Below are 25,624 nucleotides of genomic sequence, written 5' to 3' on the forward strand. Positions count from 1 at the left end.
TATAATCACCTACAATAAAGTTAAATAGCTGTTATTTCGACATAATCTCCTATCAACTATATTAAATAGAACAGTAGTTATTTTGCAGTTTTCGCTATTTACCATTAAGCTTTAAAAAGAACACTTTATAAGTTTCGAAAGAAACAACACACACTTCAAACACAAAGGTCACACAATGTACAAATCCAGAATTTGCTGTGCTGTAATCGCTGCGCTCGCCTCCTCAGGTGTGCACGCGCAAGAAGAAAGTCAAAAGAAAGCTGCAATAGAAACCATTGAAGTTACCGCTACCAAAAGAACCGAATCCATTCAGGAGATTCCGGTTTCAGTTACTGCCCTAAATGGCAGTGCCTTGGAAAACCTCGGCGTGGATAACTTCCAGGATTACGTGGAGTTTTTACCTAATGTCGTTTTCCAGGGTAACGGTCCGGGTACTAACGAAATTTATATTCGCGGTGCAGCCTCATCGCAAACCAGTATCTCGGTATCATCAGTACAGGCATTGCAACCCTCAGTGGCTTTTTATCAGGACGAGCAGCCTGTCTCAATGCAAGGTAGAAACCTGGATATCTTCGCTACGGATGTGCAACGAGTTGAGGTATTACCCGGACCACAAGGCACGCTATTTGGAGCCAGTTCTCAGGCGGGTACGGTACGCTTAATCACCAACAAACCGGATTTATCCGGTTTTAGCGCTGGTGTTGATATGGAGATTGCCTTTACCAACGGTGGTGAGCCAAGCAATACGCTGGAGGGCTTCATCAACGCCCCATTATCCGAAAACTTCGGCGTGCGTATCGCAGCCTACAATGATAAACAAGGCGGCTGGATTGATAACATTCTCAATCAGCCTGGCCAAGGCGGCTACATTGGTAGCGCTATTGTTATCGACCGAATTTCTGGTGGACCGCTGACCGACCCTGCCAATACGCCGGTTGTCTCGCCAACCAACAATGCATTGGTTGAAGACGATTTTAACGATGCACAATATACTGGCGCACGTTTCAGCGGACTTTATGACAACGGTGACTGGTCGTTTTTGATTCAGCACACCCAACAAACGCTGGAAACCGAAGGGGTATTTGCCTATGACCCTAACCTGGAGGGTGAAAGCTCCACTAACCGCTTCCAGCCAGATGATAACAAAGACGAATTTGGCCTGACCACCTGGACGATTGAAGGGCGTCTGGACCAATTAGAGCTGGTGTATACCGGTGGTTATCTGGATCGCGATATCGAGTCTAACGTGGATTATACCGGTTATACCAATGGTGGTTTATTTGCCGCTTATTACGTGTGTAACCATTACGAAGCCGCCACGCCAGCCGATGAGCGCTGCCTCGATCCGACTAAATTCTACAAAGAAGACACCAATACATCTCGCACCACCCATGAATTTCGCATCAGCACACCAACGGACAACCGCTGGCGCTTAATTGCGGGTGTGTTTATGGACGAGCAAAGCGTTGATACCGTTGGTCGCTTTAAACTGGGTAATACCGACTTAGGCTTTTTCTCCAATTTACAACGCACCACTGTGGGTACGGAAGGCATTAATAGCAACGGTGGGCCATTTGAGCCAGACGTGAGCTTTGTAAATGATGTGACTCACGATATTGACCAGATTGCGGTATTTGCCAACCTGGAATACGACATTACCGATACCCTCACCGCTAACTTTGGTGCCCGCTGGTATGAAATTGACGACGAATATAAAGGCTCCACGACAACAGTGGATGTATCACGCAGATTAAGAGCCTTTGGCACTATGGATCCCAACGAACTTGCGGCAGTGGGATTGGATCCTGCACTGGTGCAACAGGCAATTGAATCTGGTCAGTTACAAGTAGACTTGCTGGACGACAATGGTGTGTTAACAGTTGACGATACCATCTTCAAGTTCGGTCTGGATTGGAAAGTAAACAAAGACTTGTTGTTGTTCGCTAACTATTCAGAAGGTTTCCGTCCACCTGTCACCAACCGTGTAGGTGGTGGCCTGGCCACTAACCAAAACGGCGCCTTTGAAGGGTTCCGCATTCCGGTTTATTCACTGACTGATACCCTTGATAATTTCGAATTGGGTATGAAAGGTGATTTCCTGGATGGCACCTTGCGTATCAATGCAACGGCCTATTACTCTGAGATTACCGATCTGCAAACCTCGCGTTTCGATCCCACCAATATCAGCTTCTTGTTCTTTACTGATAACGTGGGTGATGCTGAGATTAGAGGTATTGACGCTGATATCACCTGGCTCGCCACAGAAAACCTGGTGATCAACTCGGCCTTTAGTATTCTCGATACAGAGTTAACCAACATCAATCCTGAGTTGGCGGGTATTGCTCCACCATCAGGCAGTGAACTGCCCTACTCTGCAGACTTTTCTGGTAACTTACGCGCCAGATACTTCTTTGAGCTGGATGGCGATTTGAGCGGTTATGTCAACGGTTCATTGGTTTACACCGGTGACCGTTTGGCCAGCATGAAGATGGATGCTTACGTATTGGAAGATACCACGCAGTTGGTCTACGGCGTAGGCTCAGGACTGAAGATCCAGGATGAAGCCGCTGTTTATGAGGGTGTAACCTACACTGACTCCAATGGCCAGGTATTCCGCGGTGGCCGATATGTGCAAGAAAGTTATGTCTTAGCCAACGTGGCAGTCGGTGTTACCAATGACGAATGGAAAGTAGAATTCTACATCGACAACATCACTGACGAAGCAGCAATTCTGCATATTGATAATCAGCAGTTTACGCCGAAAGTGATGACCAATCGTCCCCGCACATTTGGTATTCGCTTCTCTTACGACATGTTTTAAACTGTTCGCATGAAGATAAGGCAGGCTTTTCAGCCTGCCTTTTTTATGACATCGTAACCCCAAAAAATAATCAGAAATATGAGCGCTGAAGTAAAACAATCACTGGCACGCGGCCAATTTGAAGACACCATCAGACTTGCCCGGCAAGCGTTGCAAACAGAGCAACCTGAGGCGCACCAAAAAGAGCTTCACTATTGCATTGCGGTTGCCTATCGATTGAAAGGCGATATTCAGCAGGCCATCAAAAGTAATTTTGATAATATTCAGCGCTACCCGGAACACGCCCGCAGTTATCAGGAATTGGGTTATTGCTATGATGCGCAACAACAAAACCAGGAAGCGGCTAATTATTTTTATAAAGCCACCCAATTAAACCCTGCACTAGTAGTCTGCTGGCGCAAATTGCTGACGTTTTACCAACAAAGCCAAAACCATAAAGCTGAACATATAGCGCAATTACAGCTCACTCGTTTAGAGAAATTGCCAAAAGCGATTTTGGGCGCCAGAGATCTGATGTATGAAGGCCAATTAGAGAGCGCAGATAAAGTCTGTCGACAATATCTACAGCAGCATAAGCATGATGCTGAAGCCCTGACACTACTGGGCGAATTGGGTATCCAACTCAAGGCCTATCCCGAGGCTGAATTTGTACTGGAAAGCTGTGTTGCCTTGCACCCACAACACTATTTTGCGGGCCTGGAATATATCAAATTGCTCAATCAGATTGGCAAGTTTCGCCAATCCCTGAACATCTGTGAGCAGTTGTTAAAACATCACAGTCAGGATAAGCCGCTGCTACTGGCCAAGGCTGGGGCCTTGCTGGGCATTGGCGATATAAGGGCCTCAATTGAGCTTTATCAGCAATTGCTCAATGAAGATAAACAACAACCCTATATTCAACTGCTTTTGGGGCATGCCCTGAAAGCCAATGGTGAAATTGAAGACGCCATTGCCGCCTATCAGATGGCCTGGCAATTAAAGCCCGACTTTGGTGATGCTTACTGGAGTTTAGCCAATACTAAAACCTATCGCTTTAGTGAAAGTGAATTGCAAGCCATGGAGACGCTAACACACACGGTTGACACCAATCTTGAGGATAAAATACATATCCACTTTGCGCTGGGCAAAGCACTGGAAGATGCCAAAGAGTACGATAAATCCTTTCTCCACTATGAATCCGGCAACAAGCTTAAACACGCTCAAACCGGCTACGACATCAGTGCCATGGAACGGCAGGTAGACAGACAAATAACCGCCTGCAATCAAGCTTTATTTGGCAATTTAACTGGCTGCGGAGCCGATGACCCGGCCCCCATTTTTATCGTGGGTCTGCCAAGAGCTGGCTCAACGTTGTTAGAGCAAATTCTCGCATCCCATTCGCAGGTTGAGGGAACCATGGAATTGCATAACGTATTGAGCCTGGTGAGTAAATTACGAGGCAAAGCGAATGCCTATCCAGAAAATCTGCAACAGATTGAGCCAGCTTATTTTCAGCGTTTCGGTGAACAATACATCAAAGACACGCAAATTTATCGCAGCGACAAAGCATTTTTTATAGATAAAATGCCCAATAACTTTATGCACTTGGGTTTAATTAAACTAATGCTGCCCAACGCCAAAGTAATTGATGCCCGCAGAGCACCGATGGATTGTTGCTTTAGTGGTTACAAACAGTTGTTTGGTGAAGGCCAGGAGTTCTCCTACGACCTGGACAGCATTGCCCGCTATTACCGCAGCTATGAAAAGCTGATGGCCCATTGGGATGAAGTATTGCCGGGATTTGTCCTGAAAGTACAGCACGAGGATGTCATTGATGATGTGGAAACTCAGATCCGGCGTGTATTGGATTTTTGTGGACTGGAATTTGAAGCGCAGTGTTTGCGTTTTTACGAGACACAGCGCGCCATAAAAACCCCTAGCTCAGAGCAAGTAAAACAGCCTATCAACCGCAAAGGGCAAGACCGCTGGCGCCATTATGAAACGCATTTACAACCGCTAACAGAGAGGTTTCACTATATTTAGTCAGTTGACTGGCAGTAGACCAGATTAGTAAAGAGTTGAACAATTTAAAAATATAGTTATTATCTTTGCTACAAAATTGTGGAAAAAATTAAACAAATGGAATTACAAATCAATTCAGTTTTGGAAGAGGTTAGAGGCCAGATAACTAATTCTAAAAAAGAGGTACTTTGGGCTATATCTCCAATCCCTGCTCTTTTTATTTTAGTATATTTAGGTTTATACATCGCATATGGCTCAGAGACACAGCAAGTTTCTGGACTAGGTTTTTTACATATTTTTTCATTATTTTTACTCACATCATTTCTGTTTCTTAAAACAGTCTCCTATTTGCATAGACTATTCATTTTTAATGAGCGTCCAAATTGGACAGCACTTTTAGAATGGAAGAGGTCAGATACCTTGCTGCTGAAAAGCGCCCTGAAAATATTTGGGCTATATGCAATATCGAGTCTACTTTTTTTAAAATTTATGTCACCGGGTCTCACATCTGATAGTCAGAATTCCTCGGGACAACTGCTTTTCGGATTATCATCAATAGTATTTCAACTTGTCTTAATGATAGTCGCTACGCGAATTTTAATGATATTTCCTGCTTCAGCAGCCAATACAGAACTATCAATTAAAGGCGCATGGAAACAAACGCAAATTTATAAGTGGAAATTACTGATTTTACTGGGTGTTATTCCAGCCTCGACAAGTATTCTAATGGCCATTTTACCTTCTTTTAACAACGCATTTTATCAATTAGCAGTGTTATTTCTGTGGATTTTTGTGAGTGTTTTTGAACTTGCAATCTTATCTATTTGCTTTAAAAGAATAAGTGCTATAGGTTCATCTACATGAACAATGAATCAAATAAAAAGTTTCCGTTGAAGAAACTAACTTTTGTTCTATTGGCAATATGCGCCATTATTTTTTTTGGCGGCCCAGATAAAGATTGCGAAGACTGTCTAAAAATTGTTTCCATGACAGTGAATGCTGAAAACTTGTCAGAAAACGAAATCAAATCAATTTCAGATGAAATGTTTAAACCTGGTTTGTATGAAGAACTTGATCAATTATTTCCAAAGTATGCGGGTACATTCAAGACTGATAGACTTTTTTTTAAAATCAGAACCGTTCTGCGCTCAATAGAAAAACCATCAACGACAACATTCTCCATAGGATTCAAATATCAATCATCAGAAGAAAAACAAAATCCCAGTATTGCCAAGGACGCAGAACTAGCAGCAAGCTTTTTAACCAAGAAACTTTATGACGTTGTAAAGCCTTTTGCATGCAAAGACAGTGAACACGAAAACTGTCAGACTAATTAAAACAAAAATCGCTAGTACAAATCGCATGGCTTAATTTCTCAATACGCCCCTCCACACAACTTAAAACACAGCCAAACGGGTTAAGACATCGCTGTACGCCAGGTAGACAGACAAATAACCGCCTGCAACCAAGCTTTAATTAGCAAGTTAGCTAGCTGTGGAGCAGACGACCCGGCTCCCATTTTTATCGTGGGTCTGCCAAGGGCTGGCTCAACGTTGTTAGAGCAAATCCTCGCCTCCCATTCGCAGATAGAAGGCACCATGGAATTGCACAACGTATTGAGTCTGGTAAGCAAATTGCGAGGCAAAGCGAATGCCTATCCTGAAAACCTGAAGCAAATTGACCCAGCTTATTTTCAGCGTTTCGGTGAACAATACATCAAAGACACGCAAATTTATCGCAGTGACAAAGCGTTCTTTATAGATAAAATGCCCAATAACTTTATGCACGTGGGCTTAATAAAACTGATTTTACCCAATGCCAAAGTGATTGATGCCCGCAGAGCACCTATGGATTGTTGCTTTAGTGGTTACAAACAGTTGTTTGGTGAAGGGCAGGAGTTCTCCTACGACCTGGACAGCATTGCCCGCTATTACCGCAGCTATGAAAAGCTGATGGCCCATTGGGACGAAGTATTACCGGGATTTGTCCTGAAAGTACAGCACGAAGATGTCATTGATGATGTGGAAACTCAGACTCGACGTTTATTGGCTTTTTGTGGGCTGGAATTTGAAGCGCAATGTTTGCGTTTTTTCGAGACACAGCGCGCCATAAAAACCCCTAGCTCAGAGCAAGTAAAACAGCCTATCAACCGCAAAGGGCAAGACCGCTGGCGCCATTATGAAACGCATTTACATCCGCTAACAGAGCGGTTTCACAGCTCTTGCAATAGAAAGCCTTAAACGAGCCGCTACACCTGCGTGCCATTTAAAAGCACCAGTCCACTGACACCGTTATAGTCCCCAATCAACCATACTTGCTTAAAGGGATGACCATCTGGGATACTGATCCGTGCCAGATTATTTTGGATGTTATGACGTTGCCATTGTGGATTGGCATTGCGAATAACCAGCCAGATATTATCGCCTTCGTAGTGTTTGCAGGCTTTGTTTGACAATATGCGATTGAGCGCTCGCACCAGTCGATCATCGGTATTGGTTTCGGCTTCCAACAAGTTGAGTTCTTTCTGCGTTTTTTCATCCAGAGACTTACCAAGTATCTGTCGCGCTTCGGCCTGCGAACCATATAAATGGGCTATTTCAATATCCACCAAATCGTTGCCAACTCTGCAGGTAACATCGGGTTTGGCTGGCACATTATTGGACACAAAACTCACAGGAACATCAAACTCCCGCTGATAGCAAATGGCAAAAAGCTCAGCGGCCTGCTTTTCCAGTACGATTTTTTCGGTTTGATTTTGATTCAAAACAGTTCGCGGGGTGTATGTTAGTGATTAGACTATTCTTTGTTATTTACCGAGAGAGTCTATTAAATACTTGAGGTTTGTTCAATCCAACTAGCAGCGATAGTTAACGCCTGCTCCAAACCAAGTTTATACCTATCTGATTAAGGCTGATTTAAGTCTTCATGTCCATTAACTTCAGTGTCCTTGAGGTCATCAAGCTTGGCGGAACTTGTATATTTTCCGGTAATAAAATCCTCTTCCAGTTGCTCCAATAGTCCCGCATCCTTGGCACTTGCCATACCTTGATTAAATACCGCTAACAATCTCTCAGCATCCGGGTGTGCTTTGGAAAACATTAAGTGTGCATTCCTGGAAAACAACTCGTTATCTAACGTCTCAAGTGTACGCACCTGTTCGGCACCAAAATGCTTATTCAGCGTATACCAGCCAGAGATTTCCTCTGCAGGGAACACATCAATACGCCCCAGCAACAACATTTTAAAGTTTTGCAGTTCGGTATTGACGACAGAAACCAAACCTGCGTTTTCGCGGGCATAACGCCATAAGTCTTCCATGTAGGTGTAACCACGTGTTAACCCTACTCGCAAACGCAGCCGTTTTACGTCGTTAAAGCTATTGATATCCAGTGAAGACTTTTTCCTGAAGAACACCACTCGCTCTCCTCTAAGCGGCTCACTGGCAAAGAAAAATTCAAGGTGACGAGGATCGTTGTACCAATAGCTACTGGCCACATACTCGCCTTCCACCGTATTTTTGTAGGCTCGTGACCAAGGGAAAAACACAAAATTAACTTGTTTCCCTTGTTGCGCAAAAGCCACTTTAATTACGTGATTCAGATAACCAAAATGGGGGGCAAATTTGGATGTGTGAGGAGGTTGCTCACCGCTGGCAATGGTAATAATTTCGAAATCATCAGGTCTCGCTGTGACTTCCTCCATTTCTGCAGCAGAGGGGAGAATCACGCTACTCAAGATAAAAACCATAAAAACAATAGGCCTGATCATATAAGCTCCCTAAAAGTGATAAGCCGTGCTGAAATTGATTCTGACTGTAGAGCCGATGTCGTCAGGGAAGTACACCCCAACCCCATTTCCGCCAGAAAACCACATATTCTCACCATGAATATAGTCCAGGTAAAACACAAAGTTGCCCGCGATGATATTGCTTCCCAGTACCCATTGCAGAGATTTTTCGCTACCGGATTCTGACGAATCCACGATGCCAACTTCGGTATAAATTAATGCGGTATCAACGAATTGCGGCAAGTTACTAAAGCGATAAGATTGATTAAGTACCACTGAATGAGCTTTTTTAGCGATGGGAAATGGGTAGTCAAATGCTGAAAACACAACGTGTTGGGCGTCAATGTCATAACGATATTGACTATACTGAATGGTAGTCTGCCATTGCTCGTAAGGCTGACGATAAAAAACCGACCAGGCCCAATGGCGGGAATTGCCCGCGTTTCTATTTTGAATTTGTCCTACTTGCAAGGAAAAGCCTAACTTGCTTTGTTGTTGCTGAAACCACTGCGGTGAATACTGATAGTAAAAATTGAGTTGACCATTTTCTTTGAATTCACTGCCAGCGACTTTTGCCACATCGAACGAATACCTGGCAAACTCTTTTGCATCCGCCAGTTCATCAGTGATAAACGCCCCTACTTTCCAGCTATGTCGTTCATTTGTGTGGTGGTATACCGCCCCTAAGTCAAAGTCATCCTCTAAACCAAGGTAGTAATTTATGGAATACCAAAAGCTGTCTGAGAGGTAGTTTTGCAAGCCGAATGGCACGCGAGTAATGCCGATTGAAAGCTGACTCTCCTCGTCCAGCTTTCGAATGTACTCAGCATAGCGCAAAATATTGACCTGCAAATTATCGTAGTAGCGTGCATCAAAGTTAAAGGTATCTCCGGAATCCCAACTTAAACTGCCCGTGAGTTTGATAGACTCGAATTCAGCACGAGTCTGCTCTGATTCTACCCAATCGCGATAATCTGAATTAACTCTGATATGACCACCAAACCAGCTGTGTAATTCGGCATGGCTTGCGGCAGCGTAAACAAGTGTCATTAGCGGGACAAATACTTGTATCAGCCGGGCTTTGCTAAACATGCCCTACCCTTAATATTTGAACTGATTTAGCTTCTTGCGCAAAACAACCGTAACCTCGTTAATACGGGTGCTCTCAGCACTGGTTTTATCTGCGATTTCAGCAACACTGTGTACGGAGTCATTAATATTATTAATATTGCGAGAAATTTCGTTGGCCACTGAATTCTGCTCCTCCACGGCAGTGGCAATCGTAATGGAGGCATCACTAATATGCTCAGTGGTGACCACCACTTCCTGTAACTGAGCTTGTGAATCAGAAGCTCGTTGGGCATTTTCACTGCACAACTCAGCGCCTGAACGCATGGATTTGACCGCTAATGCAGAGTTCTTGGCCAGGGTTTCAATCAAATTATTAATTTCTGATGTAGACTGATTGGTGCGGGTAGCCAGGTTGCGTACCTCATCTGCCACCACTGCGAAGCCCCTGCCCTGTTCTCCCGCTCTGGCTGCCTCAATTGCCGCGTTTAGGGCCAAAAGATTAGTTTGCTCAGAGATATCGGAGATAACTCCCACAATACCACTAATGCCTTGCGTAGCTGACTCAAGCTCATCCACTTGTTCTGAGGCTTGTTGCATGTTTTCAGCCAAAGCCTGCAAACTTTCCACTGTCGTATCAAGGCCTTGCGCACATGTTTTCACTTTCTCCAGAGCAGATTCAGCCGATTGAGCAGTGTCTGTGCAGTTTGCTGCGATTTCCGTGGTGGCTTTCGACATCTCGGTCACCGCCGAGGTCACTTCCTGAATTTCATGTTCCTGTTTTGTCACACTTTCTTTGGTTTGATGACTCAACTCCGCATTTTGTCTTGCAGAATTGCGCAGCACCCCTAAAGAATCACAGGTATCTTTGACTATTTCATGGGTTTTACTCAAAAAGGAATTTAATCCCTTCGACAAGGTTCCCACTTCGTTGTCTATACGAATATTAATGCGCTTAGTGAGATCACCTTCAGATTCTGAAAGCTCTGTTACCAGCTGACTGGCTTTTCTCACGGGTGACGAGATTTGTTTCGCAGTGATAAACACCATGAAAAAGCCAGCGATACCAATCAAAGCGCCAGAGAGCAATTGCAACATCAGATTGCGTTTGAAACGCCCATCCAGTTGCTCATTCAGTTCATCAGCTTTTCGCATCGCGATAGCGTTGGGCAGCATATACTGAACGGCCCAAGGGTTTTTAACGTCTTCAAAGGTCAGTGGCAGTAGCAGTGCAATATGGTTATCACGGACATTCACCATCTCATCCCCGCTTTTCACTGCGCTCTGGATGTTCTGCCACTCTTTATCGGGGAGATGCTCGCCTACCAATGTTGGGGTCTTGGTATCAGCAACAACACTGCCATAATAACTAACCACACGCATGTGCCCGGTTCCCTGATAGATGGATTCATTGATGTTTTCAATCAGTTGTTGAATAAAGGCCACCGATAAATCCGCCCCCGCAATCCCCTTAAATTCTCCATTGCTTTCAATTGGTGCAGTAATGGACGTCATTAAAGTGGGTTTGCCCTGTACATCCCACACCGCAGGATTACTTACACAAGGTGAGCGGGATTCAAAGGTACACATGTACCACTCTCCACGCATCACACCGCGTTCATCAGGCGTTCTGTCATAAGCTGAGGCAAAATTAACCGGCCTTACCCCCAACTCTCCGGAAGCTGAACGCGTCCAATAGGGACCAAATTGACCGTTTGCGTCAGAATGGCCACTGTCGTTTACGTGATTAGCATCGCGTCCATCAATTGCATTTGGCTCCCAAGCAATATAACTACCCAATATTCGGGAGTTGTCTGCTAATACTGTACGCACGTAGTCACTGACGTAGTTGCGATTCACTACGTCCGAAAGTTGCGATTGATAAAGAAATTCTTGGGTGGTAGCCATATCTTTGGCGACACGGACAGTATCCGACACAATGCTTTCAACGTCTTTTATGTCGCTTCGAATACGCTTTAATGATTCAGAAATAATCTCTGTTGAATATTCGGTCAGTGCTTTTGAAGTACTAGTTAACAACTTAGTGGAGAGAAACACCCCCACAAAGGTCATCACCAGAATAGCGGCGCCCATGCTGGCACCACTGGTAACATTTATTTGCTTATTTATGGAATGAAACATGGCGGAGCAAAATCCCAGTTTTTTAATCCACTCTATTGAATGTAATTTGATACTGAGAAATTGCAAATTAACGTGGACAATTAGGGCGCGTTTCTGGCCAACAGAAAGAACTCAGAAACAGGCAGCTTAATTAGGTTCAGTCACGTATCATGTGCCCAGAACAAATAGTTTATCGCCCGGGAAAATACCTGACTCTAATTGTCATGGATATAGATTAAGTTTTTAACGCCAAACTTGAAATTGATGGAACACAAAAAAAAACATCTTCGTAATGTAATAAAAGATAAATGACTTTCTCTTCAGAAAACGGCTAATTGAAATGTAGTATTAATCAGTTATTTGAGCGAAAAGTGAAATCATTGCACCTGTTTATGCTATTTTTTGTGGCCTTAAGTCTCAATGTCCAAGCCACATTGGCAAAGTTCGAGCCCCCAGGCGATAAAGTGCTGCTATTAATAGGTCAGGATAACGAGACCATAGGCGGACAAACAAAATATAACGATGGTTATCTCGATCATTTTGCTGCCCCAGCCGGCATCAGCCATTACATCTATTTTGTCGAAGGGATTGAAAATAATTTTGGTTTTACATTTGACGTAGGTTCGGCCGACGGGCTCAACACTGAAACTACTTGGGGTGCTGGACCAAAGTGTTTGCGTTGCATGTTAGCAACGCCACGATTTCAAGGAATGATTGTTCACCTGTCAATTTCAATGGAATTTGATAGCGAAGAGAAAGTCGCTACAGGTGAATACGACCACCTAATTCATGAACTCGGTGACTTCATGGCTGAGTTTAACCAATTTCCTTTTATTATTCGTATTGGGTACGAATTTGAAGGCAGTTGGAATCACTATCGGCCAGAACCATTCAAAGCGGCCTGGAAACGCATCGTCGATATGCTGAGAGCTCGCAATTTAAAAAACTTTGCCACTCTGCTGGGGTCAGCCCGGCGCCATACTTCCCCAGATATAATCTCCCAATACTATCCCGGCGATGAATACGTCGATTGGATAGGTTATTCGTATTGGCACGGAGAAAATGCCCAACATCATATGATAGAGTTTGCCCAATCTAAAGCAAAGCCAGTTTTCATTGCTGAAACAACTCCTAGAGGCTTTTATTTAGAGCAACAATCTCATGGAGCACCTCTGATCTGGCATGACTGGTTTAATATCCTCTTCGATCACATTGACAGGTACCCCAACGTCATCAAAGCGGTTTCTTATATTAATACCCATTGGGAATCGCAACCTATGTGGAAAAACAAGAGCTGGGGTGATGCTCGATTGCAAAAAGCCCACCCTGAAATTCAACAGAAATGGCGCAAAGAAATTAACAAAGAAAAATATCTACTTGGCTCGAGCAACCTTTACGAGATAATTGGATTCAAGACAAATACAAATTAGTACAACCTTGGGGGAGCTTGACGCTTTTTATCAATCTACCCCAAGCTTTTGTGCAGTTATTTCCATCTTTTGGGCCAGTTCAAAATCTAACTGGGTAATACCGTTAGCATCGTGGGTCACGAGGGTCACATCAACCTTGTTATAGACGTTAAACCATTCAGGATGATGGTCCATTTTCTCAGCGGTTAAGGCCACTTGTGTCATCCAACTGAAAGCCTCTGAAAAATCTTTAAACTTGAAACTCTTTTGTAGCGCACCATCCACTAATTTCCATGGAACATTGCTACTTTGGTTTAATTGACCAAGCGCCGTTTGTATATCATTGTTATTCATAGGCGTCATAAACGAATCCTGCAAAGCTTGTTGCTACTGATGTGTTTACTAACAATAGTCCAATTACCGTTAAATGGATTTAATGGCGTGCAAACTTTTTTAGCCCATCTTCATGGCCCAGCCCGAATGATGAGGTATAGCCCTGCCCGATTACTCAGAGCTGTTAAGATCTTTCTGCTTTGCTTTGTGGCATATTGTCCGCAATTACTTGCCAATAGTGGTGCGATAACAAGCCAAACTCCTGAAATCCGTTTGATCGCCAATCACCTGCCCCCCTACATGATTGTCAACCATACTGAAACGGGAACAACCTACGACGGTTTTGAACATGAATTAACTCAAAAACTGGCCAACACCCTGGGAGTTAGCTTTTCCTATTATCCTTGCAGCTGGGCTGAATGTATGCAGGCATTAATGAACGGTGATGTTGACATGGCCCATACTTTGCTGCGTTCAAGCGCTCGCGAAACCTTTCTGGAATTCGTGGAGCCCCCCTATTTACAAGGCACTCATGTAACCGTCTTCTATCAGCGATATGACGACAAGCGTGTTATCGATGAGTTTTCCGACTTGCAGCAGGAAAACTTTGTGATTGGCTATCTTGGCAGTACGGTGTATTTTGAAGAGTTTGAAAAGGCCAATCACCTATTAAAAATGGATGTCAAAACCAGCGAAACCGGCGTTGCATTGTTGGCAGCGGGAAAGATTGATGTATTAGCAGGTTTTGATGAGCTATTTTTTGATCTTGAAAAGAGCAATCCAAACATCAAAAAGCTGATGAAGAAATCCGAATATCAAACCACTGCCACACTGCAATCACATACCGTTATTAGTAAAGCCAGTGACTTGCTAATTCACAAAGACGATATCAACAAAGCAATGCAACAACTGCAGTCATCCGGTGTAATTGCTCAGCTCAGTGAAAAGTGGGTAAGCAATATTCGTTGAGCTGTAACTATGCCCTCACTTTACTGCCACTGTGCCAGAGAGAAAAACAGCAGATTGAGCACAGTATGAAAATACTCAACCTGCGTTCTGGCTTTAAATATTCAGACTTGCTTCCCTTTGGCTTTAAGCATTCGGCGTGGCAATAGTGACAGTTTGTCCATCCTGAATGCGCTCTGCACCGCGAGTAGCTACTTTGTCTCCGGCTTGAATCTCATCACTTTGAATACTAACGCGCTCCTTCATACCCTCACCCACTTGCACCAAATGGCGGTGGGCCTTGTTCTCTTCGTCGATCACAACTACGTACGTACCTTCTTTACGCAGGATCAAGGCATCGCGATGCACAGTCAGAGTCTCTTGCGGCGCTCTGACGGGAACGGTGGCGGTAATCAACTCACCGCTGGTCCAACTTTCGTTCGCACCTGCAGGTAAACTCACTCTGAGTTCAAAAGACTGAGACTGGCGATCTGCGGCCGGAATAATGGCTTTGATGGCGGCACTGATTTGATTATTTTCCGATTTAATTAACACTTCTTTACTGGTGCGTAGGAATGGCAGGTATTTCACTGGCACAAAAATGCGACCTTCCAGGTTCTCAGTATCTAACATGGTCACCAGCACATCACTGCGGTTTACATCGCCACCCGCTTCGCGGATACGGTCAGTGATCACCCCATCGAATGGCGCTTTCACCACCGCACGGCTTAACTGATCGTTGATTTGTCGCAAGCGCAATTTGGCAATTTCCAAATCCGCTTGGGCGAGATCATATTGCGACTGAGTTTGGTCTAGTTGAAAGGCAGAGGCACTGTTGCTCTCGCGAAGATTCTTCAAACGGTCAACTTCTCTGGCCAGGTACTTAATATTGATTTGTTCCCGTTTGATTTCCGCCTCTTGCTCTGCCTGTTGCAATTGCAGTGGCAGCTGATCAATTCGCGCTACGGTATCACCTTCCACCAGATAAGTGCCGGGCTCAGCCACAAACTCCAGACGTCCGCCCACACCTGCAGTGAGTTGCACATTGTTGCGACTGTAAATACTGCCAACAATATCCACAGTTGGCACAAATACTGACTTTTCAACCACACCAACGTTCACAGGTTTTGCCGGAGGCGTCTGCGCCGAACTACTGAAACTGACCAGTGAAGAAACCAAAGCGGCTGTTAGTATTAATGCGTTTTTCATTGTGCTGACTCCTGTGCAGCGAAAGAAGACTGAGTTGAAAATTGAGCTTGTGTTTTTTGCTCGCCGATGCGCAACAGTGAAGGCAATAATACCAAGGTAAACAGCGCGCTAATAGCCATACCACCGACAATCACGGTTGCCAGGCCACGATAAATTTCTGAGCCAACCCCGGGTAATATCATCAAGGGCAGCATGCCAAACAAGCTGGTGAGTGTGCTCATGTAAACCGGTCTGGCACGAATTCTCACCGCTTGTCGAACCGCAGCCTGACGACTCAAACCCTCCCGCTCAGAGCAGCGAGTTTGATCCACCAGCAAAATGGCATTGTTTACCACTAATCCCAACAGGATGATAAAACCAATCATAGTCAGCAAATCCAGTGACTGAAAGGTAAAGAGGTTCAACACCCATAAGCCTAACACCCCGCCAGCTAACGCCATGGGCATCACGGTGAGCACTAATAAACTGTCTTTGCCCGACTTAAACAGCGCCGTCATCAATAAAAACAGAATGATAAGCGCCAAAATGAAGTTCTGTAACATATCCCAAATGGCCTGTTGCATGCGATTTGCGTTACCGTTAATTAACAGGTTAGCGTCTGAAGGTAATTCCGCTTTGATGGCTGGGATCACCTGTTCTTCCAGCTGTGCCATGGCTTCTTCCAGGGACATGGTCTCTGGTGGTCTGACAATCAGAGATATAGTGCGTTTGCCATCCACCCGACGCAACTGGCTAGGCCCTACGGTGCGGGTGACTGTGGCCAACTCGCCCAAGGTTTGTATGCCGGAGCGCGGCGTGTAAATGGGCAGTGCTGCCAATTCATCCGGGTTATTCCAGGGAGTGCCCCGCAAGATGACATTCATTCGGTCGTTGCCATCAAAGTATTCGGCGACAAACAAGCCATCGGTAAAAGCACGCACCGCATTGGCCACATCGCTGCGATTCAATCCGGCTTGAGTGATCCTTCTGTCGTTGGGTAACAAGCGCAACTCAGGCTCTGCCATAGATAAAGCAGGCACGGGTTGTGCGCTGGTGCCCGGTAAATGCTCTTGTATTTGCTGAATACCAACTTGGGCAGCTGCCATTAACGGGTCGATATCGGGCCCTTGTAAATCAATATTCACCGAGCGGCCATTGCCTCCTCCAGTTACATTGATCATAGAGCCTCGGAACAAGAAAACTTGAGTATCTGGCAAATCTGCCAGCACTTCGCTTTGTACTACTTGCATCAGCTCTTCTACTCGCGTGGGATCATCGGCATAGATAAAACCGCCCGTGGCATTAGGTCCATAACTATAAAAGTTATAGCTTTTTACCTTGGGTTGTTTTTCGCCGGTGGTGTATGGCGCAATGCGGTCGCGAAAGCGATTAGCCATCTCTTCATCAAGGAATTCGATATTACCTCCGGGCGGTAAATTCAGAGAGAAGAAAAAGCCATCAATGGGTGCCCGTGGCATAAAGTCGGTTCGGGGCATTAAAGTGGTGGTGATCAGCGCTGAGGCGATCATCAGCCCCGCTATCCAGCCTATGCGCTGTTTCGACGTTGCCGTGAGCTTCATAATGAAGTCCGTCAGTTTCTGCCAATAATCTTCATGCGGATCTTGCTTAGGTAAATCGCTCAATAAATAACGACTGGCGATAGGCAAAATGGTGACTGCTGAAACCAGTGAGGCAATCACAGCAACCGATAAGGTTAACGCTAAGTCAGAAAACAGTTGCCCTTCGATGCCTTTCATAAACAAGATAGGCAGGAAAATTGCGACGCTGGTTGCGGTTGAGGCAAACAAAGCACCTGTTACCTGGGTAGCCCCTTTTACCACCGCTTTTTTGTTGTCCATGCCTTCACTGCGCAATCGCACAATGTTTTCCTGAACAATAATAGCAGCGTCCAGAACCAGTCCGACGGCAAAGGCCACACCTGCCAAAGAAATAACATTGAGACTGCGTTCCAACATGCTCAAAACTAAAAACGCCACCATCACTGACAGTGGTATGGTAGTCGCAATGATCAGGGTGGCTTTCCAACCCCGTAAGAAAAGCCAAAGAATCCCCAGGGCCAGAAACACACCTAGGCCAAGATTACTCTTCACTAACAGCAAAGCATTGCGGATATGAACTGAAGAGTCAAAACTGAGATCGATCATCAGGCCGACTTCGGCCAACGGACCTTCATTTAACTCTTTAATCGCCAGATTAATATCGTCCAGCAACGCGACCGTATTAGCCTCGTTACCACGCGTGATAGTGATGTAATAAGCAGGCGCGCCGTTACGCAAAGTAAAACCAAATCTATCCACCAGGGTATTTTCTACGGTGGCGACATCTTTCAAAAACACCGGGCGATCACCACTGTAAGAGATGATCATATTTGACAATGATTCCAGATCGTATTGTCCGGCAAAACGCACTGTATATTGACGACGTCCAACATCAGCAAAACCGCCTGAAACGTCGGAAGCACGGGCAACCGTGTTGGCTACCTGTCCGATGGGAATACCCAGTGCCGCCAGCTTGTGTGGTTCAAAGGAGATGCGTAATTCTCGTGGACGCTGGCTGTTTAAATTTACCTGGCCGACACCTGAAATTCGAGCAAGACGCGGCTCAATCACATCTTCGATAAGCGCTTGGTGATTAGCCATCTCTGTCAGATCATTCCCCGGTACTGGTCGCACTAACAATGAGGCAGCATTAGGACCACCTCGACCGCCCCCTGTTGCTACGACAGGTTCAAATACATCCAGCGGTAACGGTGGTGCCTGGTTGAGATTATTGATGACATCCAACATAGCTTGCTGCATGTTGGTGCCCACATCAAAGGTTAAGGTAATATTGCCAAAACCGCGCTGAATACTGGTGGTAACATCCACTACGCCTCGCGTGTTCTTAACCACATTTTCCTGCGGCTCGATGATCACGGACTCCACCTCTTCTGGTGCGGCAGCACGCCAACCCGTAGAGATAGTAATTTGTGGTTGTTCAATGTCTGGCGTCAACTGAATGGGTAGTTTCATCATGGCAATCACGCCAAAAATGAATACCAGAGCCACGATCACCAGCACGGCTGCTGGATTTTTTACCGAAGAGCGAGTGAGATTCATACCTGTTCCAAAATCATCTGCTGAATTGCGTTCAGCCTGAATTAACAGCGGAATTAGAAAGTTTTTATTATAGTCTTTCCAGCCGTTTCAGACGAACTGCACAACAAACGAGACAGGCGGTGGAATAGCGTAAAAAATCGCCGCCTCGATAGCAAAGCGGCGGTAATCACATTAATAAGGATTTGAAGGATTGTAGAAGTTGCTATTGCGACCGTCGATATCGAGGCGCTGCGGCGTAACACTGGATGCACCTGTGAGTACATTGTATGTATCACCCGGCTGCAATTGATAATTCAATAAATTATCCAACACTACAGCCTGACCACAACTTGCCTGGGTAAAGCTGGTTTGGCTATCGGTTGTTAACACATAGGCATTACCCGAACCATCCAATACGCCATTGCCATCTTCAGTAACAAATAACGCCGCGTCCTCGTCCACTCCTATTGCCTGATTACCTGAGCCAATATTTGCTAAAAAGGTGGCCATACGACCCATGCGGTCGCGTTCAGCAAAATGGGTATCGGTTATCACGCCGGCTAACAATGGCGTGTTCAGGAAGTTATTAGATATGTTAATGGTTTCGTGGCACAGATCAGTGACGGCTTCTTCACTAATGGCCCCAAGGATACCATCTGGATCGTAAATGTATTCTCCCTGCACTGCGTTACCCGCTGAAGTACCACCAATGATGCCATTTTTCGCATACACATGTTGGAGCGCACTTTGTACTTTTGTCCCTTGCCATTGATTCAAATAATCAGATTGATCACCACCGGCAATAAATACAAATTCAGCTGTTTGAATCGCCCATTCCACATAATCAGAATTCGCTCGGGAGACGGAGTCTACGATAATGGTTTCAACTGAGTCGGCTCCCGTCAAAGGTAGCAGGTAATCGTTGTAGGCATCAGTGCCTGATGTACGCAATACCACGACATCGCCACCAGCAATGTGCGGGTTAACTCGCTGACTAAACGACGCATCCACATCAGGACCACCGCCCATCAATAGCACTCCAGCTTGAGAGGGCTCTGCTATGCATACATCTGTGTCATTGCCCACGATGTAAGATTTTAATCCCCCAGGCTTGGAAGGACGCGCTGTATATTGGCAATCTCCTGTATCGCCGCCATTATCACCACCGTCGCCGCCACCGGAACCATCTTCGGGGAAATCAATGGTTAAATCGTACCAGCCTGTGCCGCGATAACGACTGACTTTGAGGAAATATTCGCCCGCTGTTCCAGAGTAAGAGCCACTTTCAGGAACGGTACTGGAGGCGCCCGACGTTACCGCACCACCTGTGCTGCGATATAAATCCCAGTCAAAATCATCACGGCTGTTGTGATCTAAGGTAATGCTTACCGTGCCATTGCTGGCAGCATCAAATCGGTACCAGTCAGTATCCCGACGAGAATCGATATCTGCCTGAATCAATACCCCGCTACAGATGCCATCATTGGCACTGGACTCCGTATCGTTTGATTCAGTTTCCTGGGTAATACAGGCGTTCGCCACAGACGAAGCCAATAGCGTCATGGCTGACACCAGCTTTATTGTAGTTTTCATAGTTTTTCCAACAGTTGTTGTTAATTGTTATGGATTGTTTTTATTATTTTTGAGTTTTTGCTTGCGTAGATACGCCCGCTATTGGCAAGCAAAATAGCGGACAAGGTAGTAAATCAGACTATTCGTCGAACCACTCAGACAGGTAATAATCTGCCGAGCCGGAAGGAGAAGATAGGTGCAGGCTTATTTGAAAGGATATCTCATCTAGTCTTACCTCAAACGAACCAACATCGCAGTTATGCAATGGCTTGGCTTGTTGTTGTCGGGCAAGAATTGAGTGCACCTTTACGCCTTTTAATGCTGTTTTTTTGAACTGCTAAAAGGTATATCACAAGATTTTCTTATTAATCAATAGGGCTAAGTTTGGTGATAATGAATTCAATCGCACACAATAGGACAAACGTCCTAAACCATTGAATATTAATGCAGTTTTAGTGATTCAAATACAAATAACAAAACCTCTAAGTGACCAGAAAATCACTTGTCAGACCTTTATTTGTAACAGTCCAAAGCATCATTGTGCGAGCACTCCCTGATACATAGTTATTCATGACACTTTTTTTAAACTTTTTTTAAAACCTGTTGTTTTTCCGGACAAGAAAGCGGGAATCAGCCAATTTTGGCAAATAAATACAAACCGATTATTTTCGTTTCAGAGATTTACCTGGCTTTTCCTCAAGCGGTTTCTCAGGCCATCGGTGTTTGGGATAACGACCTCGCATCTCTTTTGCAACCTCAAAATACGAGCCGGTCCAGAAACCATACAAATCACTGGTGGTTTGGATGGGTCTTCTCGCTGGCGAAAGCAACTCAAAGCGCAACGGTATAGTTTGATTGGCTAACTTAGGCGAATCCGTTAAACCAAACAGCGTTTGCAACTGCACAGATACCGTAGGACCTTGCGCCGTATCATAGCGAACAGGAAACTGTTCTTGTGTCGGCGCAGTGAAACAATCAGGCGCATCTTTATCCAACTGCGTCTGTTGCTCCCAATCCAGTACAGATTTAAGTAAGGGCAAAACATCCAGTTTCTGCAATTCTGCTATTGAGCCAACATTGCCCAGATAAGGCTCCAGCCAGGCCTCCATATCGGCCAGTAAAGCCGACTCACTAATCTGAGGAAAATGACTATCTACACTGGCAAGCCAGGCAGCTCTTTCCAACCAGCGCTGACATTGTTTGGTCCAGTTTAAACTTGAAAGTCCTCTTTGCTTTACCTGTTGCAGCAATAGTTGTTGTTTTTGTTGTTTTGTTAAGTCTTCCGTTACCGTGCGTTTTATTTCAATGGCGCCAAAGGTTTTAAGCTGGATACATTGGGCTTTACCTGATTTTTCATTAAGGCTCAGTGTTTGTTGTGATTGCAAGTGAGGTTCAGTAAAAGTCAGCACCTGCGATTCGCTGATTTCAGTGGCCAACCAAATACGCCCGCTTTTCAGCTGTGCGTCAATATCAAGAGTGAGCAACCATTGGCTGTGATTGAGCGGATCATCCAAAGGCAACTCAGCCCCTCGCCCATTGTAAAGCAGATAACTATTGCTGTTTTCTGTGCGTTTCTTTGCTAATAAATCCGGATATCCCGCAAGAATCAAACGTCCAATGCACTCTCTGTCCACTTTTGAATGTCCATTGCGTTGAGTAGTAATTCCGACCCGAGATAAGATTTTATTTGCCGTGGCTTTAACCTGTTGCAATACATTGAACCTGAGATGCTGCTTAAAATCCGACTCACACCACAAGGCCTGCAATCTGTGCTCAAACCCCACTGTGTGGAAATCTCTCAGAATATCCTGCTCGCTCAATAAGGCACAAATATCCGCCGCTATACGTTTTTCTGTTTCAGTACTTGCCGATAAAAAGATTGCCGCTAAACGCGGTGCCAGAGACAGTTTCGCCGCTTGCTGCCCTGCTGCAGTGGGCTTGCCTTTATCATCAATAAACCCGATTAACTGCAATAAGTCGCGACTTTTCTCAAAATGCCCCAACGGCGGCGGAGTAAGCCAGTCTATGTGGTTAAAATCTTGTTGCCCCCACACGGCCAGTTCCAGGATTAAATCCATCAAATCAGCACGTTTGATTTCTTCATGGCGATAATCAGCCAACTGTTGTTGTTGCGACTCTGCCCACAAACGAATAGCAACACCTGCTGCTGTTCTACCCGCTCGTCCCGCTCTTTGTGTGGCGGAAGACTTGGCAATATATCCACTTTCCAGGCGCGTCATACCGGTTTTTACGTCGTATACCGAGCGCCTTTCTAACCCAGAGTCAATCACCACAGAGATACCGTTAATAGTTAAACTGGTTTCCGCAATATTCGTGGCAAACAGTACGCGTTGCCGCCCCTGCTTGTCAGGTGCTATGGCTTGTTGTTGCTGCTTAAGGGGCAAAGCGCCATAAAGCGGTAACAATAAGATGTCCGCACTATTTAACTGCTTGAGCAAATTCTCCTGAAACAAATTAATGCAGCGATGAATGTCTGCCTGCCCCGGTAAAAACACCAAAATATCCTGAGGACCTTGTTGTTTATTGATGTGTAAATAGGGAAAAGCCGCGCTCCAGACAGCTTCAGCGAGGCGTTTTCGTCCCGGCGACTGGTATTGGATGTCTACGGGAAATGTGCGCCCTTCAACATGTTTAACCGGCGCACCTTCAAGATATTGGCTTACACTATCGGAATCGATTGTGGCAGACATCACCAGACAGTGTAAATCATCCCTTAGTGCAGCCCTGATTTCTTTCACTAACATCAGGCCCAAATCAGCTTGCACACTGCGTTCGTGGAACTCATCGAAAATCACTAAGGCAACCTGATCCAGCTCTGGCTGCTGCTGTATTTGTCGCGTCAGTATGCCTTCCGTGACAATCTCCAGTTGGGTATTAGCCGACACCTTATTATCGTTTTTTACCCGATAGCCGACGCGTTGCCCTACGGGTTCCCCAAGCTGACTAGCCAGAAAATGCGCTATCGCTTTGGCGGCAACCCTGCGCGGCTCCAGCATAATAATCTTTTTGCCTTGCAACCATGCTTGCTGCATTAAAAACAGCGGCACTGCGGTAGACTTACCGGCACCTGGCTCAGCGGTCAACACCAGACGGCTGTGTGACTGCAGCTGTTGGCTGATGTCATTTAGATGTTGGCTGATTGGAAGGGATTTGATGAACTGCAAAATAACTATTAAAACTCAGTATCCGGGCAGCTGGCTGCAATTGTGAAAGACGCAATAGTAAAGCCAAGCAATGCCCTCAGCAATAAGTTGCGCCGCTGTTTTTCTGTCATTTGAATATTATCTGCTATGATGCACTACAACTCGTCGATTTTTTAACCGGAGTTCGGGTGTTCTGGCGTAAATTACGGTTTCGTAAACCACTCAATGTGATCACAGGCTATGCCAGTCAACCGCAGTGGCAAGCCAAACGGCTGAAATTTGAGGATGTTGCCGCTAAAATTCCCGATGGCAGCCGCGTCTACATCGGCAGTACATCTGCCACTGCCCACTGTACTCTTAATGCCATTGTTACCGGTTCGCAAAACTTACACGACATCAATATTCTGCAGTTTATTCCCGGTGGTGAATTGCCTCATCTGGAGCAAAACGTTAGTCGCATTCGCACCACGGCTTTTTATGCGTTTGATCGCGCTGCGAAGAATATCCAGGAAGGTATAACCGACTATATGCCGGTATCCAGTGCACGTTTGCATCGCTTAATCAAAGAAAAGCGCATCCCTATCGAAGTGGCCATCATCAAGGTAACCCCGCCGGACGAAGATGGTTTATGTAGCCTTGGAACAGGTGTTGATTTTAGTCGCGAAGCCGTCGACGCGGCAGATATAGTGGTAGCGGAAATCTGTGAGAACATGCCCTGGACAGAAGGCAACTCCCTCATTAAGGCCGATAAAATCAATTGGTGGACGGAGAACCACAGTCCCTTGCCAGACAAAGATGAGTTGTTTCCCTGGCTGGGTGACTTTAGCCTGGACAAGTCCGTGCTGGATAAAATCGCCGCTAATATCTTGTTCGAAATCCCGGATGGTGCCACGCTGAAATTTAATCTGACCGCCATGACTGATGACTTAATTCCCTACCTGAGAAAGCGCAAAAATCTGGGCCTGCACACGGACTTGTTAACCGACAAGGTTCTGGAGCTAATCGAAGAAGGTGTCATCAACAACAGTCAAAAGAACGTTCATCAAGGCAAAACCATCGTTTGCCATGCCTATGGTAGCAGTCATCTTTATAAGGCCATCCACCGAAACCCCGATATTGAGTTTCATCCTTCCTACTATGTCAATCGCCTGGATCGCATTGCGATCAACAATAATCTGATTGCCATTATCACTGGCCTGAAAGTGGATCTCACAGGTCAGGTAGCGGTAGATTCAGTGGGCAATCGTTTTTATGCCGGTGTCGGCAGTTCTGATGATTCCATTCGAGCCGCTGGCTATTCTCTCAACGGCAAACCCATTGTTGCGCTACCCTCTTTGAGTATTAAAGGGAATTCCAACATCCTGTTTTCTTTACCCGAAGGCTCCGGTGTGACCATCACCCGCGTTGATGTGCACTATGTAATTACCGAATATGGTACCGCGTTTTTGTTTGGCAAAAGTATTCGCGAACGCTGCCTGGCACTGATTGATATCGCTCATCCCAAATATAGAGAGTCTCTTTTAGCGCAAGCCAAAAAATCCTATCTGGTTCACTCGGCGCAACCCGGTCACTCATTTAAATCGGTATACCCAAAAAACTGGGAGTGTGTCCATACCACCGAGCAACAAAAACAAGTCCTGGTCCGCCCTATCAAGGCCGTGGATGAAGACCTTCTGAGAGACTTCTTTCATAAACTCTCTGATCAAAACGTCTACATGCGTTACTTTTCGAAGCTGCGATCTTTGCCTCAAAAAATCCTGAAACAATACTCAGATATTGATTACAGCCGAGACATGGCCTTGGTAGCACTGTCTCCTCCTGAAACCGCAAAACACGAGATTGTCGCCATTGGTCAGTGGATCATGGATGATAGCGATGGTATCCCTGAAATAGCCTTTCAAGTGCGTGATGACTGGCAAGGCCAGGGTTTGGGAGGATTCTTCATTGAGCGATTATTTCAGTTAGGTAAAGAGTGCGGGATCACACAATTCAAAGCAGACGTATTGGTAGATAATGAAGCCATGAACTCCGCGTTTGAAAAAACCAACATTCATTTTCAAAGAAACAGTGAATTTGGTGTCTTCCATTACCTATTCGACTTGTAAGCCGTTTACCAAC

17 protein-coding genes and 1 pseudogene are annotated in these 25,624 nt (G+C 45.4%); 8 read left to right on the top strand and 10 right to left on the bottom strand.

What is annotated here, in order from left to right:
- The first annotated feature begins 175 nt into the window (after positions 1-175).
- The 5 genes and pseudogenes from ACXAGP_RS02095 to ACXAGP_RS02115 all read left to right on the top strand — a co-directional run.
- On the top strand, positions 176-2,821 hold the full coding sequence (locus tag ACXAGP_RS02095) for a TonB-dependent receptor (protein ID WP_475259218.1): 2,646 nt from the start codon (positions 176-178) through the stop codon (positions 2,819-2,821).
- 78 nt (positions 2,822-2,899) lie between these two features.
- Entirely contained in the window at positions 2,900-4,843 is a 1,944-nt protein-coding gene (locus ACXAGP_RS02100; RefSeq protein WP_475259219.1) for a tetratricopeptide repeat-containing sulfotransferase family protein, read from the top strand.
- Positions 4,844-4,939: 96 nt separating this feature from the next.
- Positions 4,940-5,686 carry a hypothetical protein gene (locus ACXAGP_RS02105; protein WP_475259220.1) on the top strand — a complete coding sequence of 249 codons (747 nt, stop codon included), beginning with the start codon at positions 4,940-4,942 and terminating at the stop codon, positions 5,684-5,686.
- Positions 5,683-6,159 carry a hypothetical protein gene (locus tag ACXAGP_RS02110; protein ID WP_475259221.1) on the top strand — a complete coding sequence of 159 codons (477 nt, stop codon included), beginning with the start codon at positions 5,683-5,685 and terminating at the stop codon, positions 6,157-6,159. The genes ACXAGP_RS02105 and ACXAGP_RS02110 overlap by 4 nt, the downstream gene beginning before the upstream one ends.
- A 99-nt stretch (positions 6,160-6,258) precedes the next feature.
- Positions 6,259-7,062, top strand: a pseudogene (locus ACXAGP_RS02115) (sulfotransferase family protein); the annotation flags it as partial.
- Positions 7,063-7,070: 8 nt separating this feature from the next.
- Here ACXAGP_RS02115 and ACXAGP_RS02120 read toward each other — a convergent pair.
- The 4 genes from ACXAGP_RS02120 to ACXAGP_RS02135 all read right to left on the bottom strand — a co-directional run bounded on the left by ACXAGP_RS02120 (position 7,071) and on the right by ACXAGP_RS02135 (position 11,818).
- A complete protein-coding gene (locus tag ACXAGP_RS02120; protein WP_475259222.1) occupies positions 7,071-7,586 on the bottom strand; it encodes a hypothetical protein in 516 nt (171 codons plus the stop codon).
- A 140-nt stretch (positions 7,587-7,726) separates the two neighbouring features.
- Positions 7,727-8,590 carry a substrate-binding periplasmic protein gene (locus ACXAGP_RS02125; protein ID WP_475259223.1) on the bottom strand — a complete coding sequence of 288 codons (864 nt, stop codon included), beginning with the start codon at positions 8,588-8,590 and terminating at the stop codon, positions 7,727-7,729.
- 9 nt (positions 8,591-8,599) lie between these two features.
- Positions 8,600-9,700, bottom strand: coding sequence for a hypothetical protein (locus tag ACXAGP_RS02130; RefSeq protein WP_475259224.1), 1,101 nt, complete (start codon positions 9,698-9,700; stop codon positions 8,600-8,602).
- A 9-nt stretch (positions 9,701-9,709) separates the two neighbouring features.
- On the bottom strand, positions 9,710-11,818 hold the full coding sequence (locus ACXAGP_RS02135) for a methyl-accepting chemotaxis protein (protein ID WP_475259225.1): 2,109 nt from the start codon (positions 11,816-11,818) through the stop codon (positions 9,710-9,712).
- Positions 11,819-12,168: 350 nt separating this feature from the next.
- Between ACXAGP_RS02135 and ACXAGP_RS02140 the strand changes: the two genes are divergently transcribed.
- Positions 12,169-13,227: a glycoside hydrolase family 26 protein gene (locus ACXAGP_RS02140; protein ID WP_475259227.1), complete on the top strand. Its 1,059-nt coding sequence runs from the start codon at positions 12,169-12,171 to the stop codon at positions 13,225-13,227.
- A gap of 30 nt (positions 13,228-13,257) precedes the next feature.
- Here ACXAGP_RS02140 and ACXAGP_RS02145 read toward each other — a convergent pair whose 3' ends face one another.
- Positions 13,258-13,569: a 4a-hydroxytetrahydrobiopterin dehydratase gene (locus ACXAGP_RS02145; protein WP_475259228.1), complete on the bottom strand. Its 312-nt coding sequence runs from the start codon at positions 13,567-13,569 to the stop codon at positions 13,258-13,260.
- A 117-nt stretch (positions 13,570-13,686) separates the two neighbouring features.
- Here ACXAGP_RS02145 and ACXAGP_RS02150 point away from each other — a divergent pair, with 117 nt between their 5' ends.
- Positions 13,687-14,508 (top strand): substrate-binding periplasmic protein, encoded by an 822-nt coding sequence (locus tag ACXAGP_RS02150; protein WP_475259229.1) that lies wholly within the window; start codon positions 13,687-13,689, stop codon positions 14,506-14,508.
- 123 nt (positions 14,509-14,631) lie between these two features.
- Here ACXAGP_RS02150 and ACXAGP_RS02155 read toward each other — a convergent pair whose 3' ends face one another.
- The 5 genes from ACXAGP_RS02155 to hrpB all read right to left on the bottom strand — a co-directional run bounded on the left by ACXAGP_RS02155 (position 14,632) and on the right by hrpB (position 23,527).
- Positions 14,632-15,693, bottom strand: a complete 1,062-nt coding sequence (locus ACXAGP_RS02155; protein ID WP_475259231.1) for an efflux RND transporter periplasmic adaptor subunit — start codon at positions 15,691-15,693, stop codon at positions 14,632-14,634.
- Positions 15,690-18,791: an efflux RND transporter permease subunit gene (locus ACXAGP_RS02160; RefSeq protein WP_475259232.1), complete on the bottom strand. Its 3,102-nt coding sequence runs from the start codon at positions 18,789-18,791 to the stop codon at positions 15,690-15,692. The genes ACXAGP_RS02155 and ACXAGP_RS02160 overlap by 4 nt, the downstream gene beginning before the upstream one ends.
- A gap of 171 nt (positions 18,792-18,962) precedes the next feature.
- Entirely contained in the window at positions 18,963-20,363 is a 1,401-nt protein-coding gene (locus tag ACXAGP_RS02165) for a Type 1 glutamine amidotransferase-like domain-containing protein (RefSeq protein WP_475259233.1), read from the bottom strand.
- A 118-nt stretch (positions 20,364-20,481) separates the two neighbouring features.
- A complete protein-coding gene (locus ACXAGP_RS02170; RefSeq protein ID WP_475259234.1) occupies positions 20,482-20,646 on the bottom strand; it encodes a hypothetical protein in 165 nt (54 codons plus the stop codon).
- A gap of 358 nt (positions 20,647-21,004) precedes the next feature.
- Positions 21,005-23,527, bottom strand: a complete 2,523-nt coding sequence (gene hrpB / locus ACXAGP_RS02175; RefSeq protein WP_475259235.1) for an ATP-dependent helicase HrpB — start codon at positions 23,525-23,527, stop codon at positions 21,005-21,007.
- Between the two features lie 167 nt (positions 23,528-23,694).
- Here hrpB and ACXAGP_RS02180 point away from each other — a divergent pair, with 167 nt between their 5' ends.
- Positions 23,695-25,611, top strand: a complete 1,917-nt coding sequence (locus ACXAGP_RS02180) for an acetyl-CoA hydrolase/transferase C-terminal domain-containing protein (protein WP_475259236.1) — start codon at positions 23,695-23,697, stop codon at positions 25,609-25,611.
- Positions 25,612-25,624 lie beyond the last annotated feature (13 nt).

It is taken from the genome of Planctobacterium sp. AWM4_229 (assembly GCF_056160305.1).

Coding starts and splice junctions, on each gene's coding strand:
- ACXAGP_RS02095 (WP_475259218.1), top strand. CDS start 176: ATGTACAAATCCAGAATTTGCTGTGCTGTAATCGCTGCGCTCGCCTCC.
- ACXAGP_RS02100 (WP_475259219.1), top strand. CDS start 2,900: ATGAGCGCTGAAGTAAAACAATCACTGGCACGCGGCCAATTTGAAGAC.
- ACXAGP_RS02105 (WP_475259220.1), top strand. CDS start 4,940: ATGGAATTACAAATCAATTCAGTTTTGGAAGAGGTTAGAGGCCAGATA.
- ACXAGP_RS02110 (WP_475259221.1), top strand. CDS start 5,683: ATGAACAATGAATCAAATAAAAAGTTTCCGTTGAAGAAACTAACTTTT.
- ACXAGP_RS02125 (WP_475259223.1), bottom strand. CDS start 8,590: ATGATCAGGCCTATTGTTTTTATGGTTTTTATCTTGAGTAGCGTGATT.
- ACXAGP_RS02130 (WP_475259224.1), bottom strand. CDS start 9,700: ATGTTTAGCAAAGCCCGGCTGATACAAGTATTTGTCCCGCTAATGACA.
- ACXAGP_RS02135 (WP_475259225.1), bottom strand. CDS start 11,818: ATGTTTCATTCCATAAATAAGCAAATAAATGTTACCAGTGGTGCCAGC.
- ACXAGP_RS02145 (WP_475259228.1), bottom strand. CDS start 13,569: ATGACGCCTATGAATAACAATGATATACAAACGGCGCTTGGTCAATTA.
- ACXAGP_RS02150 (WP_475259229.1), top strand. CDS start 13,687: ATGATGAGGTATAGCCCTGCCCGATTACTCAGAGCTGTTAAGATCTTT.
- ACXAGP_RS02155 (WP_475259231.1), bottom strand. CDS start 15,693: ATGAAAAACGCATTAATACTAACAGCCGCTTTGGTTTCTTCACTGGTC.
- ACXAGP_RS02160 (WP_475259232.1), bottom strand. CDS start 18,791: ATGAATCTCACTCGCTCTTCGGTAAAAAATCCAGCAGCCGTGCTGGTG.
- ACXAGP_RS02165 (WP_475259233.1), bottom strand. CDS start 20,363: ATGAAAACTACAATAAAGCTGGTGTCAGCCATGACGCTATTGGCTTCG.